At 29.9% G+C, this 21,460-nt stretch carries 13 protein-coding genes; 2 read left to right on the top strand and 11 right to left on the bottom strand.

The window, feature by feature from the left end:
- Positions 1–156 precede the first annotated feature (156 nt).
- Positions 157–1,317 carry an alanine racemase gene (gene alr, locus ACQZHJ_RS05835; RefSeq protein WP_430484603.1) on the top strand — a complete coding sequence of 387 codons (1,161 nt, stop codon included), beginning with the start codon at positions 157–159 and terminating at the stop codon, positions 1,315–1,317.
- Positions 1,318–1,429: 112 nt separating this feature from the next.
- Here the strand turns inward: alr and ACQZHJ_RS05830 are convergent, their stop codons facing one another.
- The 11 genes from ACQZHJ_RS05830 to ACQZHJ_RS05780 form a co-directional block, all read right to left on the bottom strand.
- Positions 1,430–1,639, bottom strand: coding sequence for a hypothetical protein (locus tag ACQZHJ_RS05830; RefSeq protein WP_430484602.1), 210 nt, complete (start codon positions 1,637–1,639; stop codon positions 1,430–1,432).
- Between the two features lie 235 nt (positions 1,640–1,874).
- Positions 1,875–5,732 carry a discoidin domain-containing protein gene (locus tag ACQZHJ_RS05825; RefSeq protein WP_430484601.1) on the bottom strand — a complete coding sequence of 1,286 codons (3,858 nt, stop codon included), beginning with the start codon at positions 5,730–5,732 and terminating at the stop codon, positions 1,875–1,877.
- Positions 5,663–8,188, bottom strand: a complete 2,526-nt coding sequence (locus tag ACQZHJ_RS05820) for an alpha-N-acetylglucosaminidase TIM-barrel domain-containing protein (RefSeq protein ID WP_430484600.1) — start codon at positions 8,186–8,188, stop codon at positions 5,663–5,665. The genes ACQZHJ_RS05825 and ACQZHJ_RS05820 overlap by 70 nt, the downstream gene beginning before the upstream one ends.
- A 293-nt stretch (positions 8,189–8,481) precedes the next feature.
- Entirely contained in the window at positions 8,482–11,787 is a 3,306-nt protein-coding gene (locus ACQZHJ_RS05815; protein ID WP_430484599.1) for a collagenase, read from the bottom strand.
- Positions 11,788–12,219: 432 nt separating this feature from the next.
- On the bottom strand, positions 12,220–12,393 hold the full coding sequence (locus tag ACQZHJ_RS05810) for a small, acid-soluble spore protein, alpha/beta type (protein WP_430484598.1): 174 nt from the start codon (positions 12,391–12,393) through the stop codon (positions 12,220–12,222).
- A gap of 275 nt (positions 12,394–12,668) precedes the next feature.
- A complete protein-coding gene (locus ACQZHJ_RS05805; protein WP_430484597.1) occupies positions 12,669–14,045 on the bottom strand; it encodes an MATE family efflux transporter in 1,377 nt (458 codons plus the stop codon).
- A gap of 283 nt (positions 14,046–14,328) precedes the next feature.
- The gene (locus ACQZHJ_RS05800; RefSeq protein WP_430484596.1) at positions 14,329–14,787 is read right to left on the bottom strand and encodes a hypothetical protein; all 459 of its coding nucleotides are present in this window, start codon (positions 14,785–14,787) and stop codon (positions 14,329–14,331) included.
- A 200-nt stretch (positions 14,788–14,987) separates the two neighbouring features.
- On the bottom strand, positions 14,988–16,424 hold the full coding sequence (locus tag ACQZHJ_RS05795) for a DEAD/DEAH box helicase (protein ID WP_430484595.1): 1,437 nt from the start codon (positions 16,422–16,424) through the stop codon (positions 14,988–14,990).
- 393 nt (positions 16,425–16,817) lie between these two features.
- A complete protein-coding gene (locus ACQZHJ_RS05790; RefSeq protein ID WP_430484594.1) occupies positions 16,818–17,939 on the bottom strand; it encodes a glycerate kinase in 1,122 nt (373 codons plus the stop codon).
- 200 nt (positions 17,940–18,139) lie between these two features.
- Positions 18,140–19,396 carry a GntP family permease gene (locus ACQZHJ_RS05785; RefSeq protein ID WP_430484593.1) on the bottom strand — a complete coding sequence of 419 codons (1,257 nt, stop codon included), beginning with the start codon at positions 19,394–19,396 and terminating at the stop codon, positions 18,140–18,142.
- Positions 19,397–19,553: 157 nt separating this feature from the next.
- Positions 19,554–20,615: a CdaR family transcriptional regulator gene (locus ACQZHJ_RS05780; RefSeq protein WP_430484592.1), complete on the bottom strand. Its 1,062-nt coding sequence runs from the start codon at positions 20,613–20,615 to the stop codon at positions 19,554–19,556.
- Positions 20,616–20,903: 288 nt separating this feature from the next.
- Here ACQZHJ_RS05780 and ACQZHJ_RS05775 point away from each other — a divergent pair, with 288 nt between their 5' ends.
- On the top strand, positions 20,904–21,311 hold the full coding sequence (locus ACQZHJ_RS05775) for a hypothetical protein (RefSeq protein ID WP_430484591.1): 408 nt from the start codon (positions 20,904–20,906) through the stop codon (positions 21,309–21,311).
- Positions 21,312–21,460 lie beyond the last annotated feature (149 nt).

Here is a 21,460-nt window from a genome sequence, read left to right as displayed (position 1 = left end):
TTCATTTTATGTTACAATATCTTATAATAGTATTATAGGAATTCACTATTATAAGTTTTACTCTCTTTATGAGTTAAATAATAATAGTAAAATACATTGTATTTGATAATAAAATTTTTAATAAAGCAAAAGATTACTTGAGGTGTTTAGATAATTATGGATATATGTGTTAGACCTGTATGGGCCGAAATAGATTTGGATGCAATCGCAAACAATATGAAAGAAATAAAAAATTTAGTTGGAGATAAAGAGATAATAGCTGTTGTTAAAGCTAATGCTTATGGACATGGTGCTTTAGATGTAGCTCCAACGCTATTAGAAAACGGTGCTTCAAAATTAGCTGTAGCAATAATAACTGAAGCTGATGAGCTTAGACTATCTGGAATAAAAGCTCCAATAATGATTTTAGGATATACTCCTTTAAGCTTTGCAGAGGATTTAATAAATAATAAAATAGAACAAACTGTTTATGACTTAGAATATGCAAAGGAATTATCTCATATTGCAGTTGGATTAAAAAAGAAAGCTAAAATACACATAGCTTTAGACACAGGTATGGGTAGAATAGGCTTCTTACCTAATGAAGAAAACTTGGAAAAAGTTTTAGAAATATGTAAGTTACCTGGTATTGAAGTCGTTGGATTATTCACTCACTTCTCTACTGCAGATGAAGAAGATAAAACTTATACTTATGAGCAATTTTCAAAATTAAAGAATTTCAATAAAGCTCTTGAAGAGAATGGAGTTCACATTCCTTTAAAACATGCTTCAAACAGTGGTGCCATAATAGATCTTCCTGAAACATATTTAGATGGAGTTAGATGTGGAATTATATCTTACGGATATTATCCTTCAGAAGAGGTAAAAAAAGAAAACTTAAAATTACTTCCTGCACTAACATTAAAAACTACAGTTGCATATGTTAAAGAACTTGAAAAAGATATGTATGTAAGCTATGGAAGAACTCATAAAACAGAAAGTAAAAGCAAAATAGCTACACTACCAATTGGATATGCCGATGGATACTCAAGACTTCTTAGTGGAAAAGCTAAAGTTATCATAAATGGACAGTTTGCTAATGTTATAGGAAGAGTTTGTATGGATCAATGTATGATCGATGTAACTCATATAGATGAAGTCAAAACTGGTGATGAAGTAATACTTCTTGGTGAAGCTGATGGACTTAAATTTGATGCTAATGATATGGCTGAAATAATGGGAACTATAAACTATGAAATCCTATGTATGATAAGCCATAGAGTCCCTAGAATATATAAGAAAAATAATGAAATAGTTAAAGTTAGAAACTATATTTAAAGTTAACTCAACTTAGTTTTAATATAAAAATACTCAAAAGGACAAGTAATAAATACTTGTCCTTTTTATATCTCTAACCTTCCGTTCTTCCCTCTTCATATCTATCCACCCTTTAATATTCTGCAAGATTATCTTCTTCTTTCTTTTTACCATCATCTTTTAATACTAGAATTAATCCTAAAGTTGCAAATACTACTACAAGTGGTGTTTCACTAGTAAGCATAAAAGGTAGAAATCTTGCTATTAAATAATCATACAACCCACCGAAAAATGGACCTAAAACTGGACTTAACACAATAATGGCATATCCTAAATATTTCATATTTCTTCTCCCCCTCGCCTGCTGATATGATATCGTCTTAAAAATACTAAAACTTGTCTATTATATTAATATGCTAAATGAAACTATTTAATTACTGAAATATATCACCTTTATCTCCATTTAAATTTCAAATAAAAAAATCCATAGACTTTTCTTATTTACACTGAAAGTTTAATTAAGAAAAAGTGCTATGGATTTTATATATAAATTATTTGAGCGGGCCTTATATTAAAAGCTATCTACTTGTTCTTAAAGTTATAGATTCTTTTGAAGAAATTTCTCCATTACTATATTTAGCTGCTATTTTAAAGTTGTAAATAGTATGTCTACTTAAATCTTTAAATTCATAACTAGTTTCATCTTTTCCAACTTCAGCAACCTCCTTACCATCTTTATAAAGGATATACCCTTCTAATCCCTTAGTGTTTTCTGGCAACTTCCATTCAACTCTAACCTTTTTCTTCTGAACCTTAGTTGCCTCGAAATCTCTAACCGGTTTAACTATTATATCAGTGTTCTCCATAGCATCTAAAGCTTCTTGAATTACTACTTTTAAGTTAACTATAGCAGAATCAACATTTTCTTTTAATGCATTTACATCATTATTAACATTTTCTGCTTCTAAAATAACTTCCTCTAATCTTAATTGAATTTCATCAAGACCACCAAATGCTTTAACATTTTCTAAAACTTCATAAGCTCTTTCTATTTCTAAAACTAATTCTTCCTTATTTGGTATCTTACAAAGTTCAAATTTAGCTTCTGCATCAACTAAAGCTTTAATAGCCTCATCAATTGCACCTTGGCTTGAGTTAGGATTATTTAATACTTCTTTAGCCACTTCAACTGCTATTTTCAATTCATCTATTCCATTAGGAGTATATACTCCTTCTGCATTATTTATCTTATTGCCTACTGAGTTAATAAGCTCTTCTAAAGCACCTTTCTCAACAATATTAGCTGAGTCTTCAAACTTTTCTATAGAAGTTTTTAACTCTTCAACTAAGTTTCTTACTTCATTAGGAGTAGTAGCTCCTTGGAAGTTTTCCTCTGAAACTCTAATCGCTTCATTAAATATATCTAAATTTTCTTGAGTATATTGTCCATCTCCCTCTCCAACAACTGCATTAGCCGCCTTTTCCTTAGCTATTAGAATCATAGATTGATAAGCTGTTTCTGCATCTACTGCATCATAATAAGAATCTAAAGCACTCTTAAGACTTTCATATGCACCATCTATCTCACTTTGAGAAACTGGAACCTTGTTATAAACTTCCTTAGCCTTAATATTTTCTCCATTTAATTTTTGAATTTCTCCTTCAACGATAATTCTTGAACTTAAGTTTAAATTATTCTTTATTTTTGGAAGAATTTCATTTAATAATAAGTCAACATCACTTATTAACGTAGCTAATTTAGTTCTATTTATTTCAACAACACCTTTGTAAAAATCATTTAATGCAACTTTAAGTTTGTTCTGAACTTCCTTGGCTTCTAATGAGTTGATATCATTACTCATAGCATTTCTTGCTTCTTCAATTGCATTTCCTAGACTATTTTTAGCCTCTTCCGTATAATTACCAGCCATATCTCCAACAACTGCACTATTGTATATTCCTTCTACATAGCTTATATAATTTGAAAGTGCTGAAATAGAATCACCCTTATAAATTCTGATTTCATTTATTTTTACATTTTCACTAGAGAAATTAACTTTTATATATCTATTAACTATAGGCTTCTTAAATACTTCTGAATAGACATCTAAACTTACAGTATTATCAGCTTTATTAACTATGCTTGTCCACTCGCTTCCATCATTAGATCCTTCTATACTATATTTTAAAGCTTCATTATTTCCGCTTAAAATTTCAATAGCTGCAATATCTTTTTCTTTGCTTAAGTCAAATATTACACTCTTATCTTCTCCACTTACAGGACTCCAGAATGTACTTTCATTTCCATCTTTTAAGTTATTTACTTCTGATGGATTTGATGTAGCTTGAACAGTAGTGCTATCTGATAATGATAAATTTTCTGGAATAGCAAAAACATTTAATTCTGCTGCTGAAGCAAATCCGCCAATTCCCTCTACAGCTACTAACTTAGCATGAGTGGCCTTCTTTGCATCAAAACTCACTATTTTTAATGCTCCATCGTCAGCCCATTCTCCTTCTGAAACTTTAGTAAAGTTTTCTCCATCTTCACTTAAATGTAATTCATATTTAGTTATTATTCCATTTGGGGAACCTGTTCTTGGTAGATAAGTAAATTTATTAACCATATAACCTCCACCAAGCTCTAATGTTATACTTTGTGGTAATGGTTGAATTTGTGAGTAGTTAGTATGCCATATTGTATTAGGGTTTCCATCTATAGCAAAACTAGCTAATCCTTCACTTCCAACATTCGGATGCTCTGATGTAGCTGTAGCAGTCATATTTCCTTGTGGTATAGCTATTGAAGCTTGCTCTCCCTTATTAGAGCTTTCCTCACCCATAGCTTTTATCTCCGCAATAGCTGCCCATGCTGCTGGATGCTCTCCACCTTCTGCTTTTCCTGTAATTGTCGCATGTATTTTACTTATTTCTTTTCCTACAGGAATCTTATAAGATTTTTCATTATCCTCTATATTTGAAGTCATATCTAAAACAGTTTCTCTATTTCCATTAGCATCTTCAACATCTACTTTAAATTGGAATCTAAATCCTGCTTTTTCAAAATGAAGCTCTAAGAATTCTACAAATTTATTCCCCTCTAAGTCTACAGTAGCATTAGCAGGTATTGACCCATTTGCACTTATCCAAAGTGAATTTAAATCTCCATCTGTTATATTTGATAAAGGATTTCCACCCTGAGAAGCTGATCCAGTAACTGACTTATTTTCAGCAAGATTAACATACTCTACTTTTTCTTCCTTTGACATAGCCTTTACTTCAGCAATAGCTGCCCATGCTCCTGGATATTCCCCACCTTGTGCTTTTCCTGTCATTGTTACATGAACTTTATTTATATTTTTTCCTACAGGAATCTTATAAGATTTTTCATTATCCTCTGTATTTGAAGTCATATCCAAAACAGTTTCTCTATTTCCATTAGCGTCTTCAACTTCTACTTTAAATTGGAATCTAAATCCTGCCTTTTCTAAATGCAACTCTAAGAATTCTACATTTTCTGTTCTTTGTAAATCAATAGATGCAGATGCTGGTGTCTGTCCTCCATTACTTACCCAAAGACTATTTAAATTTCCATCAGTTATATTTGATAGTGGCTTTCCACCTTCCGACTCAGAACCTGTAACTGGCTTTCCTAATGCAACATTAGTATATTCCTCAACTTGCTCTGCACCTTCATAAACCATTATTTCTGCTAACTCTGCTGTTGTGTATGATGGACTTAATTCTAAGTCTACATCAGTTAAAGTCACTTTAACTTTTTGAGCCTTTCCTTTATAGTCAACTTTTTCTATTATTCCCTTACTAGAATAATCAGCTGATTTGTCACTAGCCATAACCCATTGTCCATTTTCATCTAAAACTTCAACCTTATAAGCTACTGCTCTATCTCCTGCTTGATTTCTAAATGCAAACTCTATTCCATCTACGCTCTTAACTCCATCTAAATCTACTATTACACTAGATGGATATCCTTCTCTATCTGCAACCCACATTGAACCAGTATTACCATCAGTAATATTACTTAGCGGGCTATCTACTGCCTCTCCATGAGTATCACTTGTAACTTCTTTTCCTAAGGCAATATTTACTTTCTCACTTGTTTCAATATCACCTAGGATTTTTTCCATATTTGTTACAGAATACCCTTCCATAGCTATCTTAGCTAACTCACCTAAATTTCCATTTGATGCTTCTATTGGATATAGTTTATCTGTATCGCTTTTCTTATTAACCCAGTCATACTCCATCTTAAACCAATCTATCCTAGTTGCATTTGGTCCTCCATCTAACTCTGTCTGCAATCCACCTATCCATTTTTCCCATCTTGTATAATAATAATCCTCAGTTAATCCTGACCACTGTCTATTAGAGTAATCCTTAAGTCCTCCACCATCAGCATTATTTCTTGATTCCAAGTTGTGACTAAAGCTCTAGCATTAAATTCAAATAAATCCTTTGTCCAATCATCCGCTCCTTCAAGCATTGTTCTAGCATCATTTATCCAATTTCCTATTAAAAATTCTGGTCTTGTACTTAAAACACTCTCTTGTAATTTTATAAGTTCCAAGAATTTTCCTGAAACAAATCTAAACTTTTCTGCATCACCATTATTATAGGCATCACACATAACCCCATAATATTCTTGAGCTGAGTTTGCTAAAAGTTGCTTTAAGATGTCTGCAAAATCATAAAGGAAAGCATCACTATCCTTAAACTCCTCATAGTTATCAGCAAATAACTGAATTGCTTTCTCAAATTCTGCCTTATCATAAACAATCTTAGAATGTCCCCATGTAGAAGCACTTTGTATTCCAAATCCTGGTCTAGCATTTATTATTGACTCAGCTGCTCCTTGATAATAATCATTTCTCTTCTTATAAGCTGTATCTAATATAACATTCCAAGCTTCTAATATCTCATCATTAATCTTTCCATATCTTCTCTCAATATATTCATATGTCCAGTTTCTAAAATCTATTTGATCTCTTGTCCAAGACATATCAAATAAAAGTTCATAAGCTAATGGATTTGTATTTATGGCTTCTGGAGTAATTCCTATACCAACCATATGCTCTGAATTGGCTAATGCTTTTGGAATTTCTGTTGCAAGCTTTTCTGGTGCAGCATCCATTCCCATTCTTCCTCCAAAGTTATGAAGCATGTTCCAAACCCAAGGAATATCTCTATCCTCTAGTCTCTTCCAGTCAGGCGTAACTTCTGAGAAAAGGTCTAAAACTATAGCTTGATCCTTCTTAGTTAATCCCTCTAATTTGTTATTACTTGGATTGCCTTGCCAATTCTGAATAACCCAAATAGCCCTTTCATCATGTTCTATCATTTTATCTTGAATTATTTGATATATTCTTCCATTATCTAATCCACCAGTATTTCCCCCCTCATGGAATGGGTCAACACCATAAAAATCAGTAATGTCTCCGAATACTTCTTTTTGCTTTTCATAAAAGACGTCTGCAACTTCTTGGAAGTAATCTCTCTCCCCTTCATTAACGTACGTTTTAAGCATATCTGGTCTGTCAAATCCACACCATCCACCTTGTGAAATAGTTTGAGCCTCTGGATTTTTTTCTCTAAAGTCTCTTGGAACCATTCCTGAATAACCTTGAAGAACAGGGTTAATTCCAAAGCTTTGCATTCTATCGTGCATTTTTCTTCCAAGCTCTGCTCTTTGCTCAAACCAATCATTTGGAAGTGGTCCTCCAAATCCAGTCATGTTCTGCATATAAAACCAAGCAAAATATGCCGGCCCAGAAATAAATTCCTTAACCTCTTCATCACTATAGCCAAATTCATTTAATGTTCTTCTTAATACTTCTTCTTGTCCAATTATATCTAAAACTAAATTAACACCATTCATTGCACACCAATCTAAGAACTCCTCATATTGATCCCAGTCCCAAAAAGACATAGTGTATGAATAAGTACAGAAGTTTAATGCATATCTATGCTCATATGGTGTATCTATAACAATTCTATCTCCAACCTTAGGTAGTTCCTTTGGCATATTTAAATTAGAACCCATTATTGGATTATAGCTAACATTACAATAATTCTTTAAATAATAGTTAAATCCTGATGCTAATGAAACTCCATTATTACCCTTTATTAATATCTTTCCATCTGTAGAATCAGAAACCTCAAAAACATCATTTCCATTTAATTCTTCTCTTAACTCAAAAGAAAAATGTTGAACAAATTCAGAACCAATTACTCTACTAACCAAATTCTTAATCTCATTTATAGTTTTTTCATTAGCATACTGACTATCAGCTTCAAATTTTTCATATTCTTCAGACCATTTAGTCTCACTAAAATCACTTGTTGATATAGGCGCTACTTCTGGTAATGCTTCTCCAGTTTTTTCTCCAAATATATTGATTTCTGCTATATTAACCTTATCCCCATTACTATTTTGAACAACATCAATTCTAAGCTTTCCAGCTCTTATATCCTCAAGAGCATGTACATCTCCACTTCCTGATGCTATATTGTTATCGTTTTTATATGAAACCTTATTAAAAGTTTCTCCATCCTCTGATGCATATATATTATATTTATAGATTGATCCCTCATTATTAAATATCTCAATCTTTGATAAATTATAAATTTCTCCTAAATCGATTTCTATCCATCTATAATCATTTGATGATTCCCAATATGTAGATAAATCACCGTCTATAACTAGATCTGCTGTATTCCCCTCTGTATTTCCTTTTGCAGTTACTGTTATTCCATCTGTAATTTCTACCCCAGTAGATGCAAATACTTTGATTGAATTAGGATTGATAAATCCAAATAAAAATGTACTTGCTAAAACATAAGCCATTTGTTTCTTAAATCTCTTACTAAACAATTTATAATTTCCCCTTTATCCCAAAATTATCGATAAAACTTTTTTTGAATTTACTATTATATCGACATGTTAATTATAAACCAAAATTACATATTTTTTACTAAAATATATAATTTTTACATTATACACATTTTATCCATATTTAATTTTAAAATATAACAACTTTTCTAATTTCCATTTTATTATCATTAAAATAATATAGAATTTTATAACAATATTCTCTACTATAAACAAAAGGTAGATGCTCACCATCTACCTTTTAAAAATCCACCTAAAATATTGAATTTATTATATTACTTATTTACTAATTCTATAGTATAATCACCTGTTCCAGAATTATCATACTGATAAACGCATAAATAATATTTACCTGGATTTAACTTACATGTTTTTGAAAGCTTATCACCATCAATATCCGCATAATCCATATAATTACTTAAATCATTGTCTGAATATAATAACCAGTTCATTTTTATATTGTCCTTATTTTTAACAACTATATCTAAATCACTTGGATTTTCTATATTTATACTAAATATATCTTTATTATCCTCATTGCTTAATTGCCCATTTATTTTGCTATTTGCCTTAACTTCATTTGCATTCTCAAAAGCATCATTATTTTCTGTTTCTTTTAAAACCTCTGGTTCCTTTTGTCCTTCACTATTAGCCACAGCACCTCTAAGAACCATATTATAATCTCCACTTTTCTCATCATAAGTATAAACGTTAATATAATATCTACCAGGTTCTAAGAATTTTTCGCCTTTCATCATATTAGTTGTATTCTGCTCTGGATATAAAATATAATTCTTTAAATCATCTTCTTTATATAAAGTCCAATTTAATCCTATTGAATCTGTATTTTCTAAGCTTATTTTTACATTTCCACCTTCCAAAACATCAAAATAATACTTATCTGCAGTATCTCCATCTCTAAAAGAACCTAAAATCATTTTATTAGCTTTATCTATTTTATTAGCTTCATCAAATGTATTATTTTTTTCTTTCTCATACATATATTCAGTAGGAACTACCTCTTTTATTTCTATATTCTTGTTAGTAGTTCTTGTAGCACCCTCATTATCAGTAACCTTTAATTTTACAGATTGTGTTCCTTCTTCATTGAATATATATTCTACCTTAGCTCCATTAATAATATCTCCATTTGAGAATGTCCATTCATAGTTAACTACTTCTCCATCACTATCCTTTGATTCAGAAGCATCAAGAATAATTTTTTCTCCAACATTTGCTGAATCTTTAGCCCTTATAATTGCCTTTGGCGCTCTATTTTTAGGTGCATTTAAATCTTTATTTATTCCATGAAAAACTACATCATATTCATAATTTCCATCTTGATTTACTCTATGATTAACAAAATATGCAGTAACTGTTCCATATCCATCCCAATCCTTTTTAGCTAATTCTTTTAAAATACCATCTAGCTTTTTATTCATATTATTCCAGTCTTGAGCTTCTCCATTACTTCTTTCCCCTACATAAGTTCCACTCATATCATATGTACTGAAAAATTGTGATTGTTCTGCTTTTATTGAAAGCTCTTTTATATTTGAAGCTTCCTTTATATCATTACATATTTCATTTATATCTTTTTCTGAATGCCCAATTGTGTAATCATCAGATACTAATGGTACATTTAATTGCTCTATATTGTTAACTAAATTATCCATATATTCTTGGTAAGCATTCTCTAGATTATAGTCACTACACATTAATTGAATAGAGTTTTGATAAGCTTGTACATTATCATTCATTATGTAATTTGTTAGATTCTTAAAAGTTTCTATTCCATTATTGTACATGTAATTTGAAAATGCGAATCCATAATGATAGAAGTCCCAAGATCCATACTTAGCATGTAATAACCGATTTAGATTCATTCTTTCACTTCTATTATGTCCAATATTACCTGCAACTGACTTTCTTGGTTTTATTCCCTCTGTTCTAGTTGATCCTGCAAAGAATTCTGCTGTTCCTTCTTCATACCAAGTTAAAACGCCTTCCTTGTAAAAATCTCCTCTTCCCCACATCCCTGGAACTACATATCTTCCTTGAAGATAGTGAGTAAATTCATGACGGAATAACTCTTCTAAAGTATATATACTTTCCTCTGGAGTTCTTTCATATGTATAAAAAGTACCTTTAGGCTCAATATAAATTCCACCATTATCTGTACTATATCCATTTAATAATAGGTTAAGCTTATACTCCTCTGGAGAATTATATATAACAACGTTTAAAACATCATCAGGATTTCCTTCTTCTAATGCTTTGTCATTTTGCACTACTCTAAAGAATTGAGCCTTTACTTCATTTGATGCCCAATATAACCTTTGTATCTTTTCCACTGAAACTTTATCCCCAGCTTTTACAATAAATTTTCCATCATCAAAACTATAAGTTTTTGATAAATATTTATTCTGAGCTGCTTCTTTTATGCTCTTAAAATCTATATCTTCCCCTTGTGAATTCTTTCCTCCAAATTTAGAATCTAACTCACTAGCAGCACTTATATATTGATATGATAGATATGGACATTCATTCATTGCATTTTCTAAAGCTCTTTGAGAAATTGAATTATCCTCTCTAAAAACAGACATTCTTCCTGTAAAGTAGATAGCATTATTTACAACCCATGCATTATCAGTATTTAAGTTCTCCCCTATAGAACATAAACTTTCTAGTTCATTCATGTATGGATTTATTTTTCCATAGTATATTGTATTCTTAGCATTATAGTCTTTAGCATCATATACTGATGTATTTGTACAGTAATCAATGCCTTTCATTACATTAAATACAGCATTTCCTTTATAAAAGCTACTTCCATATTTACCTATATTATCTTTAAATGACTTTAATATTGGTGCTGTATTATTTATAACTTCAGCATCAGCTGTTGTATTACCTATAAGTCTTCCTAAAGCTGATACCACCTCATCTTGAGCTTGAGTCCCTAATCTAAAATTAGCATTTCCTTCAATAGATTTCATTGCTGGCAAACATTTTTCTTTATACTCTAAAGTGTTTAAATATGATAACTGCTCATTGTAATACCCTAAATAATAAGCAGCTCTTAGAAATTCTACTAAACTTGGAATTCCTTTATCATCCTCTGGTGTATAAGTTTTTCCTGCTTCATCTAAAGCATTAATAATAGCTTGTACACGATTTCTATCGCCAAAAAAGCTATATGAATCTGAATTAAACTCAAATAAACCTTGAACTTTTTCATAGCCTTTAGTTTTTATAAAATCAATCAATTCATCATAACTTAACTTGTTTAGTTCTGAGAACGTATATGTTTTTTTATTATCTGTATCCTCTAGTTGAACAGCATAACCAGATAACATATTGTTTTCAGCAATATTTTCTTTGAAATCTTTTTTATTTAAAGAATTCTCATAATTGCTTTCAATAGCAATATTACTATAATCCAACTTAGAATTATTTGTTGCTGCAAAAACAGAACTTGCTCCTCCTACAGTAATAAATGACGTTAATGTTAAAATTACCGACGTTTTCTTTAAGAAATTTGACTTATTTCTTTTTTCCTTAGCTAAATTGACCTTCATAGCTTAGGTTCCCCCTTTGTTTTTTTATTTACTTTGTTTTACCATATGATGATTATCCCCTAATCATAAATATTTACATATAGTATTCCAAAACCAAATATGTATATTTTTTGAATATATACACATTTTCTTAACACATTTGTTAGTATATCATATTTTTATGTAATTTTTTATTCTTTTTTCTAATTTATACAATATTTTTTTATTTTTTATCATTTTTATTTAATTATTTAATATTTTAAATTAAAGCTATTTTGATTTAATCAAATTTTATAACAATATGAAAAAAAGCTATATCAAACACCTTTTAATCATAGCTTCATCAAAATAACTTTTAAGCAAAATCATTTTGATATAGCATACCATTAATTAAATTTGATATAACTTTTATCTCACTTTTAAATAAATTTTAAATAATCTTTAATTTTTTTGTTATTGTGGTCCCATATATGGGTTCTCTCTAGTTTTATCTTTTCCAAGCTTCCTTGATTCCTTAGAGTAACCAATTTCATTAGCAGTTTCATTCTTCATTTTCTCTAGTTCTTTTTTAGTCTTTTGCCCTACTTTTTTGTTTGCCTTACTATTTTTATTGTTTTTATGAGTCAAAATTAAACACTCCTTTCAAAAACTTTAACTATAAATTTATTTCACTAAACTACGAAGTATAAAATTAATGCTTCTAAATTATTATCTATCTTATGTTCATTTACTATTCCTAAATAATTTTCTAAAATTTCTAATTACTTCTTATTTTCCACAAATTATCTTAAAATATTATTTCAACTTTACTTTATAACTAACTACTAAACTAAATTAATATAAATAAGAAATTACTATATAAAAAGACCCAGTTTCATAAAACTGAGCCTTATATATTATCTTTAAGCTTTAACTTCCTCTAATTCATAATCTTTAGTTATGTCATTTACCCACTTTCCACTAGACACTCTAACAACACTCACTACGGACTTTAGAATCTCATCACACTTTATAACTAAAAATACTAAAGCTACTGGAAGTTCTAAAACAAAGGCTGCAAAGAATCCTCCTGGAATAGCTACAAGCCACATAAATATAATATCATTTATTAAGACAAACTTAGCATCTCCACCACCTCTTAAAACTCCCATCATAAAGTTTACTCCAAGTGATTGGAATATTACTATTATTGAAGTTACAGTCATTATCTGCAATGCAATGGCTTTTGTTGCTTCTGAAATATTATAAAAATCAACAATATTACCTTTTATCAAATTTATCAAAATACTTGCTATTATTCCCATAACCAACGCAAATACACCAATACTCTGTGCATACTCTCTGGCTTTTTTCTTTTCTCCTCTTCCAATAGTATTTCCTATTATTACAGCAGTAGCATTAGACATTCCAAACACAAATACTGTTACAAATTGGTGAGCTACTGTGTTTATACTATTGGCTGCTACCACATCAGTTCCCATTCTTCCTACTATAACAGAAATCATTGAAGCTCCTGTTGACCAAAGAAATTCATTACATAAAACTGGTGAAACTAGTCCTATATAATCTTTAAGTATGGTTTTATCTATTTTCAATAAATGTTTAAACCTTAATCCTATTTTTCTTTCATATAAAATCATGAAAACTAAAACTATTAAAAACTCTGTTATTCTAGCACATACTGTTGCAATAGCTGCTCCTTGTATCCCCATTGCAGGCATTCCAAACTTACCAAAAATAAGAATCCAGTTTAATACTGCATTTACTACTAAAGATGCACTATAAACTATCATTGATATCCTTACAGTTTTTACTGAACGTAACATCATTATTGTACAATTTGTTACTGCATAGAATAAATATCCTATACATACAATTCTTAAATAACTAGCACCAAGATCAATTACTGCTAAATCTGTTGTAAAAATCCCCATGAATTGTTTTGGTAGAAATAAAGCTATAACTATGAAAATTGCTGTTATTGCTATACAGAATCTATACATTATAGCTAAAATCTTATGAATTGTTTTAACATTTCCTTTTCCCCAATACTGTGAAATCATAATATTAGATCCACCAGCAAGCCCAAACATTAAAATAGTAAGTACAAAGAATAAATTATTAGCAACTGCTACTGCTGACAATTGAGTCTCTCCCAAGGATCCAACCATCATTGTATCTACCATACTTACCATAAATGTTATTAAGTTTTGTACCGCTATTGGTAATGCTATCCCTAACAATAGTCTATAAAATTTCTTATCTCGCGTTATAAGCATAATTCCTAACCCTCCTATTTACTTATTCCCTATATAAATTTACATAATAACTTTTTAAATTAAGACTATATTTTAAACTAGTATTGATTTCTATATAGCTAGAAATCAAAAATTCAATGTAAATTATAGCACCCTAAGAGAACTTAAAATACACACTTTAATTTAACAATATATTAACCTTTCACTCTAATTGTTCATAATAAAAACAATCTATTTTCACAATTTAAATTGGTAGTTTTTAAAAATAAAAAAGCCTAAGGCTTTAAAACCTTAGGCAACAAATTTAAATTAAATCTCCATTTATATAATGATAAATTCCTTCATTAGTTTCTATCTCTTTTAACATTTCAGAATCAATATAATTTGATGGTAAATAAGTATACTCTATAAGCTTATCTTTCCCAAGCTTATCAGAATTCTTCACAAAAGCTAACATAAACACATCATTTATTTCTGAATTGTATGTTTTGTCTGGTGCATATGTATTTACAGATTCGAAGAAATCACTTACATCTCTATAAGGAGATATTAAGTAAACCTCATCCCACTCAAAAGCTGTGCTCTCACTTAATTCAGAGAAATCAAGCTTTTGATTTTCTCCATTTTCTATTAAATATACTACCTTTTCATTTAAGGATTTATTTTCACCAATATAGTCATTATGGTAAAGACCTAAATAGACTATGGCTAAAATAAATGCCACAAATAAGGTACCAATAGAGAAGGCAACTTTTTTCTTCATACAAACCACCTCTCAACATTTAGTTTTCTACTTAAACCCATACTAAATATATTTTTACTTTTAATTAAAATTAGTAGAAGTTCAATTTAAAAACTATATTAAAAAAGTAAGATATATATATACTATATCTTACTTTTATTTTACCATATTTTACACTTAATAAGCACATTTATAAAAAATTTAACATAAATACTTTATTTCTATTTTTTAGCTCTTTGAATTTTTACCTTCTTACCTTTTATATTAACTTCTTTATATTTTCTAAGAATCATATTTCCTTTTCCGTTTAATATATCAACATATGAGAATCCATCTTGAACATCTATTATTCCTATATCATCCCCTGTTACCCCTTCTAAATTACTAAAACAACCCACAATATCGAAAGCTCTTATTTTCTTTTTCTTTCCACCGTTAACATGTATTTTTACTATATCACTATGAACTTCTTTTTTAGGCTTTCTACTTTCTTTTAATTGTTCTTTTTGACTTTCTTTAAATAACTTTCTTCCAACCTTAACAATATCATCATTTGGTACTGAATCCTTCTTTATTTCATAACCAATATACTCTTCTACCGCATCTAAAAACTTCTTCTCATAATGATTTACAAATGTAATGGCCTTTCCTTCTTTTCCAGCTCTTCCAGTCCTACCAATTCTATGAACATAGCTCTCCATTTCCATTGGAACTTCGTAGTTTATAACAAGTTCTATAGTATCTACATGAATTCCTCTAGCTGCTATATCTGTACAAACTAACACTTTGAAATGCTTATCTCTGAAGTTTTCCATAACTTCAATACGTTTCTTTTGTTCCATATCTCCATGAAGTTCATTACAAGTTACCCCTTCATCCTTAAGCATTTTATAAACTGCTTTAACCTTGTTTCTAGTATTGCAGAAAACTATAGCACTTTCTGGATGATAAGCATAAAGACACTTCCATAAAGCTTTTTCTTTATTCTTCTCTTCTATTTCAATTACACTTTCTTCTATTCTATCTCTATTAAATACTTTAGATTTGATTTCTAAAAGAGATGGATTTCTCATATACTCTTCACAAACCTCTTGTATTTCCTTAGAGAATGTTGCTGAGAATAAAGCTGTAGTTTTATTTAATCTTAACTCACCTAATATATCTTTAATTTGGTCTATAAATCCCATAGAAAGCATTTTATCAGCTTCATCTATAACCACATAATTAACTCCACTTAAATCAAGAGTTCCTCTTTCCATGTGGTCAAATACTCTACCTGGAGTTCCGACTACTATATGTACTCTTTGCTTAAGTTCTCTTACCTGATCATTAAAAGGCTGCTTTCCAAATATAGCTGTACATCTAACTTTTTTTAATCTTCCTATATTTGATAACTCATCCTTAACCTGAATGGCAAGTTCTCTTGTTGGTGTTAGTATTAAACATTGAACATTCTTCTCTTCAATATTTATCTTTTCACATATAGGAATACCAAAACTTGCAGTCTTACCACTTCCTGTTTGCGATTTAACTATTATGTCCTCTCCATTTAAAAGTCTTGGAATTGAAGCTTCCTGAACTTCTGACGGCTTTTTATATCCTAAATTGCTAAGTGCTTTTAAAATATCACTGCTTAAATTTAATTCATCGAATTTCATATATTATATTTATCTCCTTTGTTTAAAGCTTGTGTTTCAACTATAAGTTATACTCTATTTAGTATAACTCACTAAAATCCTAGTATAACACATGAAACTTAAAATAAAAATCATATAAATTTAAAGTATAATAAAATACGAAAGCACCAAACATTAAATAAGTGTTGATTTTACATAGAAATTAAGTAGGTTTTAAGTGCTAGCTTAAATCAATACACACTTAAAATAGAGCTTAAAATTAAATAAAAAGCTATGTAAAAGTTAAAGAACTAGTTAACTAATTCAAACTTTTACATAGCTAATTTTTATTATATATTAGATAAGATTTTCTTTAACTTTATACTAATTCTCTCTATATATTTAACTTAACTAATACTGATTAACAGTAAAATCTTACTTTAAAAGCCTAACAATATTCTCAGTTGTTATCTCTAAATTTCTTGCTCCATCTTCTAGCGCCTTATCCAAAGTAGAAACTCCAGTCATTATGCTAAATATACTCTTTATTCCTATGTCATAAAGACCTTCTACTCCTTCACCAACTCTTCCAGCAAAGGCTATAGTAGGAATACTTGCAGCATTAGCTACAGTAGCTACTCCCATCGGTGTTTTTCCATATATAGTTTGATCATCTATACTACCTTCACCAGTAAATATGAAGTCAGCATCCTTAACTTTCTCAGCTAAATCAGTATGCTTTATAACAAGTTCTATTCCTCTCTTCAATTCTCCGCCTAATAATAATAAGGCTGCTCCTAATCCGCCTGCTGCTCCAGCTCCCTCTATATTTGAAACTTCTTTTCCTAAATCCCTACTTATTATTGAAGCATAGTGAGCTAAATTACTATCTAATTCTTTAACAATCTCTGGTGTTGCTCCCTTCTGAGGTCCAAATACTGCTGATGCCCCTTTTTCTCCAACTAATGGATTAGTAACATCACAAGCAACTTCTATTGATACTTCCTTTAATCTTTCATCTATTGAACTTAAATCTATACTAACTATATCCTTTAATGCTCCTCCACCAAAGGCAATTTGCTCACCTTTGCTATTAAGAAGTTTTCCACCTAGTGCTTGAATCATACCTGCCCCACCATCATTAGTAGCACTTCCACCAATTCCTATAACTAAATGCTTTATCCCTTCATCTAAAGCTGCCTTAATAACTTCTCCTGTACCAAAAGTAGTTGTTATTAAAGGATTTCTCTCTTCTCTTTTAACAAGTTGAATACCTGACGCACTTGCCATCTCTATAACAGCCGTCTCCCCATTTCCTAATATTCCATAGAAAGCCTCAACCTTTGTTCCTAATGGTTCAGTAACCATTAACTTCTCAATCTTTCCACCAGTAGCATGAACTAAAGCCTCTACTGTACCTTCTCCACCATCTGCCATAGGAACTTTTATGCACTCTGCATCACTAAATACCTTCTTTATACCTCTTTCCATTGCATTACAAGCTTCCATTGAAGTCATACTCTCTTTAAATGAATCTGGTGCTAATACAAATTTCATAATATCCCCTCCTGATATTTCTATTCTAACTTTTATCTAATTATTTTTTCATTTTATACATACTATACTTTTAATTATTTGGTTTAATTTATAGCTATGTTTTAATTCAATATTGCTTTTTTACAATACTCAATTAAATCATAGATAATAATTTATATAGGAGATGTATCAAAACAAATTTTGATACATCCCTAAAAATACTATAATATCATTCCAAATATTATTGTTGATACTATTGTCATTGTTAATCCAACTAATGACTCATAAGGTATAAGTCTTAATCTTTCTTTCATATCCATAGCTACAGATCCACCAGTGGCATGGAAGAAGCTTCCGTGTGGTAGATGATCTAATACTGTAGCCCCAGCATGTATCATAGCTGCTGTAGCAAGAGGCGCTACTCCTAACTGAACTATAGTAGGTCCAAATACTGATGTAGCAACTGCCGTACCAGAAGTAGTAGAAGCTGTCGCCGCAGACATAAGTATTCCTGATACAGGCGCTAGCATAAAGCTTGGTAATCCTAAAGTATTAATTCCACTTATAATAACATCCTTTAATCCTGAGTTAGCTATGATTCCTGCTAATGTTCCAGTACCTATTAAAAGTATCGCAACTCCACTCATCTTAGCTAGTCCATAAGTAGCATATTGGTTGATATGTTTAACCTTTCCCATTGCTATTATTCCACATATTCCTCCAACCGGTAATGCTATTAATGGATCTATAGCTATACCTGCTATTGGTCTTAACATTAATAATACTATTGCCACTAATGGCCCAACCATAGCTGGTAAGAATCCAGGCATGTCCTCAATTTCTTTTATATGCTCATCAGAATTTACAAAACTTCCTTTTTTCTTTATTCTACTTGCTAATATACATGTAACTATAACTCCAAAAATGGCAGGAATAATTCCTGCTAACATTACATTAGTTAACGAAACCCCTAAATTATCAGCTGCAGCAATTGTATTTGGATTTGGAGACATGATATTTCCTGCCTTACCTCCACCTACCATTGCTAATAATATAGCTGGTTTACTTAATCCTGATTTATGAGCAATAGCTAATGCTATTGGTGATACTGTAATTACTGAAACGTCTACAAAAACTCCAACCATCGTTAACACCATAGTTGCTATAGCTAATGCTATAAGAGCTCTTGATTCTCCTATTTTTTCAACTATTGTTTCTGCTATCTTAGCAGCTGCTCCTGACTCAATAAGAACCCCTGCTAAAACCCCAGCTGTAAGTATTCTTAAGATAGCTGGCATCATATTTTTTGCTCCATCCATCATTAAGTTAACTGTCCCTGTTAGTCCTGCTCCCCCAACAAGTCCACCTATTAATGCTCCTAATATAAGTCCGTATGCTGGATGAACCTTTTTTATTATAAGAGTAATTGCAACACCAAGCGCAATAACTGCTCCTAAAGCTGTAACTGTTATTTCCACAATAATTCCTCCTTTGCTTTTATAAGCTAAAACTTAACTTATTCTTAATTTTGTTGTTGAATTATATTGTATATGTTTTCATTATTAAAATCATTATTAACTTTAATCAAATAAAATAGGCTTTCTTTATGCATTTGCACAAAGAAAACCTATTCTTTCACCTTATCTCATTTACTATATATGTAACCATAAATTGAAATAAATCTAAGTAACTATCAAAGCTTAATCCCGTTATTTCCTCAATTTTCTCCAATCTATAATTTAATGTATTTCTATGTATATGTAAGGTTTCAGCAGTCTTTTTACGCTCTCCACTAAGCTTCATATACGTTGTGAAGGTTTCCAATAATTCTTGTCCCATATTTTCCTTTAAAATCCTATTCCTTAGATCCTCCCACTCTTCTAAACATATAAAATCTTCTAAAATGCTAAATAGTTTAATCTTATTATATTCATGAAAAATTTCATTTTTATAAAGTTTTCCTCCAATATCAACTGCTTCAACTGCTTCTTTCATTGATTTTAAAATCACCTTATGATTTGTACTAAGTCCAACTCTAGAATTTGTATCTCTTATAATTCCTTTTAACTCCCTTAGCCTTTTTTCTAAAATACTATTATCTAATAAAAGCATGACTATTCTATTTGAAGTTAAATTTATATAATACTCATCATCTTTTATAAATCTCTTAACTTTTTTAATTAACTCTTTAAAATCCTCTTTTTCAAATTCTAATACAGCTACTATTCTATCAAGCGAAATATCAATATTAACATTTGCTCCTCTTTGAATAAATTCACCATCATAATTCTCCTTTAAATAAAGCCACTCATAAATAAATTCCTCTTTTAATCTTTCTTTTACAATATGCTTATTCAACGTATACTCCTGATTTATAAGAAGCTCTGCAGTGACTGTAACTAGTTGAGTAAATTGCCTTACATTCTTTGGATTACCTGTTATTCCAATAACCCCAATAACCTTGTCCCTAAAAATTATAGGTGAATTAACTCCTGCTTTAACCTTATCCTCATCATTTAATATTTCTACTACTTTTCTAACTCTAAGAGCTTCTAATGCACCATTGTGCAAAGTTCCAATTCGACTTGAATCCCCACTACCTATAATAATTCCTTCATGATTCATTATATTAACATTATAAGGTATTACCTCCATCATTTTATTAACTATGTTTTGTGCCAATTCTCTATCTAACATACCCACATTATCAAAATAGTATTAATCTTTAGCTTTAATATTCTTTTTTTACATTCTTAAGATTCATTAAGTAATATTTAGTACTAATCTAACATATTAACCTATTAATTTTAATATATACTATATTGATTTCTCCTTCCCTTAGAACTGATGCTATCAAAAAATTTAAACATTTACAAGACATTTGATAAATTGCTTATAATTTGTTTAAAATTAGACTTAGTAGTATAATTTATATCTTGATACTTTTAAAAATTATAATAAAAAACTATGAAGGAGATTAAACAGATGAAAAAAGCTTCAAATTGGCTATTTGCATTTATACTATTATTTATAATCATGTTTACTTTACTTGTTGGAGTAAAACTCTTATTAGTTATATTTCTAAAATCTAAATTCACAATAAAATCTGAGCTTATAATATCACTTATATTCTCATTATTTTCTGCCTCTGTTTATTCAAAAGTAGAGATTGAAATACCTAAAAAGAAAAGTTATTCTATGGAAAAACTAAAGAGAATTCTTAAAGAGAATAAATTTGAAATTAGTGAATATAGTGATAATAAATTTAAAATAAAGCTTCCATTTAAAGACAGACTGCCATTTCTTAATTTAGAAATAACAGTCCTTGATAAAATATTATTAATTGAAGGACCTAAAAGATACACTGACCTTATAAAAAAGCTTTTAGCTTAACCTATGTTTTAAGGAAGTTTTGATTTCTAGCTATATCTTCAGACCTAACTTAATTTCATATATATCTAAAAATCAAAACTTGGTTATTAAAACAAATGAGCTGTATCAAAATAACTTTTTAATAAAACCTGCAAAGAGTGTGAAAACAA

The sequence above is a fragment of the Clostridium sp. B9 genome, assembly GCF_050509515.1.
Lineage (GTDB): Bacteria > Bacillota > Clostridia > Clostridiales > Clostridiaceae > Sarcina.
The sequence above is the reverse complement of the archived record's forward strand: the minus strand, read 5'-3'. Positions and strand labels throughout refer to the sequence as shown.